Genomic DNA, 4507 nt, shown 5'->3' with positions numbered 1-4507 from the left:
CATCTAGCTTTGCAACGCTTGTGAATATGACCAAAGATCCAGAAGATCCGGCTAAATTCAATCCTTGGTGGGGGACTTATTGTGGTGGTGGAAAAACAAAATGTGGCAAAGGAGAGTGACATTAGCAGTAAGTGGGTTCTCTCTGTTGAGCAGTCTATTTCTGGCCAAAAAAAGTGCAAAACTCATGTTAACTTTAATAAGACTAGAAGAAAATAAATGCTACTCAGTTTAAAACCAAAAAATAGCCTAGAAGCGATCGCGCTTCAAACCAGAAAAGAACTCTCGCCATTTTTATTAGCAATGCTCGGCATGGGAGTCAGTCAAGCTGTAGTAACTGCCGTGCGATTGGGAGTTTTTGATGCCTTGAAAGAGCATCCCCAAACTGCTAATGAACTAGCAAAAACCATGAATGGCGATGCTCGCGGAATGCAAGTTTTGCTAGAAAGTCTAGACGGCTTGGGATTTGTAAACCGCCAAGGCGATCGGTACAAACTTACTCAAGAATCAGCGCAACATTTAACTCAAGCTGGCGGTTATATTCAGGATTTCCTGCGATTAGGTGGAGATATTAGGCGACAAATGGTGTTACTGGAAGAAGACATCCGCACCGGAGAAGTCCCTAATTTTAACTTCTATTCTCAATCTCCCACTTGCTCCTTAAACTACTACACGATGATCGAAAGCAGTGGTCAACAAGGAGCGCCAAATGTACTAAAGTTTGCTAAGCTAAATCCGGCACCCAAACGATTGCTGGATGTGGCTGGTGGGCCTGCTGAATACAGCATTGCTTTCTGCCAGCAGTATCCAGATTTAAAAGTTGATATTCGGGATTTGCCTAATGCGATAAAAGCAGGTAAACTAAGAATTGAAGAGGCCGGGTTGAGTTCGCGCATTCATTACATTGAAGGCAATTTACTAGAGACAGATTGGGACACCGATTATGATGTTGTTTTTCTCTCTAATATTCTGCATTGCCTGAAAGCTGAGGAGTGCGAATTGACACTATCAAAGGCATTTCAAGCACTGCGATCGGGTGGCAGCGCGATCGTTAATGATATGTTTCATCCAGGCTATCGCGGCAAACTGAGTTCACCAATTAGTTTATTTTCTCTAATCTACTACGTCACCTGTGGCGGACGTATTTGGCCGCAGCCAACAATCTTAGAATGGTTGACCAAGATTGGGTTTACCAACCTTCGTAGCTCCCAGCAACGGTTAGGTATCTTGGTGGGATGAGAAAAACCGTAATCCTGCAATAAGTTCCATGATTTCTGTTCAAGTTTATTTAGTCGTGTGTGAGGTTTAATTGTGAAACGTTTTAATTTAGTCCATTTTTTGTGTTTAATTGGTACGATGTCATTCCTAGCAATAGGGCAGGCTAGAGCTGCGGAAACAGCCGAATTAGTAACAGCTTCATCGGAAATACCGAGGTCAGAAACTTCGGCAATAGAAGCGATCGAGTTAGAAGTTAAATCTCCTGTAGCCGGGGAAGAGAACCAACCAAATTCAAACTTGACCTTTGATACTTCAAAGCCGAGCGAAAGCGAAAGTTTTACTCTTAATAAATCGACTGTAAAAATACAGTCAATGGCAGGCAAGATGCCTGCCCCAGAAGAGTCTGTGGAGATGTCTAATATCTCACTAGCATCCGCACAGCCATTAGTGCCAACAACAGAAATCGCGAAAGTCAACGAAATCCAGCAACCCAGCACCAGTGCAGAGGGGTTATTGCCGCGGCAACCAAGTTTTAGCTTCTCTTCAGGAGTGCAAATCTCTCAATCAGTTGTACAAGTAACGGGTGTGCGATTGAACCCAACTGCCAGCGGTTTACAAGTAATTCTAGAGACACCTGACGGACAAGTGCTGCAAGCTACGACCAGAATAGAGGGAAAAAGCGCGATCGCAGATATTGAAAATGCCCAATTAGCTTTACCTTCAGGTGCGGGATTTCAAGCTTCTAGTGCCGATCGAGGAATTGCATCCGTAACAGTAACTCAGTTGGAAGGCAATCGGATTCAAGTGAGTGTAACTGGCATAAAAGCAGCACCGACATCAGAGGTAGTAAACAGCGCTCGGGGATTAGTTTTAGGCGTGACACCCAGTCCCCAAGAAGATATTAATATCATAGTCACCGCCGATCAGCAAACTCCCTATCGAGCTCCCGATGCTTCCACTGCGACGAGAACCGACACGCCAATTCGAGATATTCCTCAGTCGATCCAAGTTGTTCCCCAAGAAGTGATACAAGATCAACAAGTGATTCGAGCGGAGGAAGCGCTAAACAACGTCAGCGGTGTTAACTTTGAGGGTGGTTCTGAAGGTCAGGGATTAGATATCGTTATTCGTGGTTTTACTGGTGCTCCTGTTTTGATTGATGGTTTTAGAGAATATGGTTTAGCAGGGAGTGAATTGTTGCCAGACCCGGCAAATATCGATCGCATCGAAATTCTCAAAGGGCCGGCTTCTATCTTATTTGGTGAAGTTCAACCGGGCGGTGTGATTAACGTAGTGACCAAACGGCCGCTATCAAATCCGTTTTACGAGGCTGAAGTTCAGTTAGGTAATTATGGGTTTGTTCGCCCTCGCCTTGATATTTCTGGCCCCTTAACCCCCGATGGTAGTTTGCTCTACCGATTGAATGCAGTTTACGAACACTCAGAAGGGTTTCGCGACTTTGAGCAAGATATCGATCGGGTGCTAGTTGCGCCGGTGATCACTTGGAAAATTACCGATCGCACTGATTTGACAGTTCTATTGCAATATTTAGATATCCAGCAACCTATAGACTTTGGTCGAATTGCTGTGGGCGATCGGCTACTCGATACTCCTCGCCGTCGCATCTTTGGAGAGCCAGACGATTCCACAAACATCCAACTTTTTACTGTTGGGTATGACTTTGAACATCGGTTCAGTGATAACTGGAAATTCCGTAACGCATTTCGATATTCAGACAGACATACCGAGCAGAGATTTGCTTCGTTTCCGTTCGAGTTTGATGAGGAAACTGGCATTGCCCAGCGCTCTTACGGTGGGTTTGACTTAGAATTTGAAAATTACTCCCTACAGACAAACTTTGTGGGGAACTTCGCCACAGGTTCAGTGCGGCATACCCTGTTAGTGGGGGTTGATTTGAATCGATTGAATGATGACGAAATTGGGAGACTTGATTTCGACGCATTGATACCTTTCAATGTCTTCGACCCCGTTTATGGAGCCTTTCCCAGACCGGGCTTTGAAACTATTCCGGTTTTTTTAAATCGAAAGCTAGAAAGCGATCGGCTAGGAGTCTATTTACAAGATCAAATTTCCATCTTTGATAATTTGAAACTGCTGGCTGGCATCCGCTACGACACGGTAGAGCAAAGAATCGGTAGTTTAGAGGGTTTTTTCAGTCCGACTGATGTGAAAACTACCGAAACTAATGATGCTTTTACGCCGCGGGTGGGAATTGTGTATCAACCTATTCCAGAGATTTCTCTCTACGGCAGCTATTCGCGATCGTTTCTTCCCGTCACGACAACTTCTGCCGATGGTAGTCTCTTGCAACCGGAAAAAGGTAAGGGATTTGAATTCGGTCTTAAAACTGAATTATTTCAAAATAGGCTTTCTGCTACTTTGGCGTATTTTGACATTACCAAGCAAAATGTTGCCACTACCGACCCCAACAATTCATTTTTCTCTATAGCAACAGGCGAACTACGGAGCCGAGGGGTTGAGTTGGATCTTTCTGGTGAGATTCTGCCCGGATGGAATATTATTGGCGCCTACGCTTACACGGATGCTGAAGTTACCAAGGATAATGCAATTGAAGTGGGTAATCGCTTGAGCGGCATTCCCGAACACAGCAGCAGTTTGTGGACAACTTACAGCATTCAAAGCGGTGAGTTGCAAGGGTTAGGGTTCGGAGTTGGATTCAACTACGTTGGGGAACGAGAAGGCGATCTCGAGAACAGTTTCCAGTTGGATAGTTACTTCCTTACGAATGCTGCTATTTTTTACCGTCGAGACAATTGGCGCTTTGCAATCAATGTTAAGAACCTTTTCAATGTTGATTACTCTCAGGGCACAAATGGCAGATCGAGAATTGAAGTTGGAGAACCTTTGAGAGTAATTGCTTCATTTTCCATGCAGTTTTGATAGTTATTTTGCGAGTTGGCAACGACTCGATCGCGTTCTAAATTTTTCTACCATTAGACTCCACCATGAAACGATTTCAACTTAATCCAATTCTCATTCTAACTGGGGTAGCAACGATCGCTTGTCAACCCCTATCAGATGCACCGCAAGTCAGTCAACCTGACGCGAAACCAGCCTCAGAAAACATTGCAAGTCGATCTCAAAAGACTGCTGCGGCAGCGCCCCCAAAAATTACGCCTCCATCACCTGGAGCCACTCAAGTTATCTCGATGAATGCCCATAAAGTCCCTTACTTAGGATTTAATGGCGTGTTTAATCTCAACACAGAACACCAGAACTCTGTCAAAGATCCGCGCAACCCCAAACGCAT

General features: G+C 44.6%; 2 protein-coding genes and 1 pseudogene. All 3 read left to right on the top strand.

Annotation, left to right across the window (positions count from 1 at the left end; all coding sequences use genetic code 11):
* Positions 1 to 216 precede the first annotated feature (216 nt).
* The gene (locus E5S67_RS31150; RefSeq protein ID WP_172193219.1) at positions 217 to 1236 is read left to right on the top strand and encodes a class I SAM-dependent methyltransferase; all 1020 of its coding nucleotides are present in this window, start codon (positions 217 to 219) and stop codon (positions 1234 to 1236) included.
* Between the two features lie 72 nt (positions 1237 to 1308).
* Entirely contained in the window at positions 1309 to 4137 is a 2829-nt protein-coding gene (locus E5S67_RS31145; RefSeq protein ID WP_339382800.1) for a TonB-dependent siderophore receptor, read from the top strand.
* A 65-nt stretch (positions 4138 to 4202) separates the two neighbouring features.
* Positions 4203 to 4507, top strand: a pseudogene (locus E5S67_RS31140) (hypothetical protein); the annotation flags it as partial.

Source organism: Microcoleus asticus IPMA8 (assembly GCF_013179805.1).
Classification (GTDB): Bacteria; Cyanobacteriota; Cyanobacteriia; order Cyanobacteriales; family Microcoleaceae; genus Microcoleus; species Microcoleus asticus.
The sequence above is the reverse complement of the archived record's forward strand: the minus strand, read 5'-3'. Positions and strand labels throughout refer to the sequence as shown.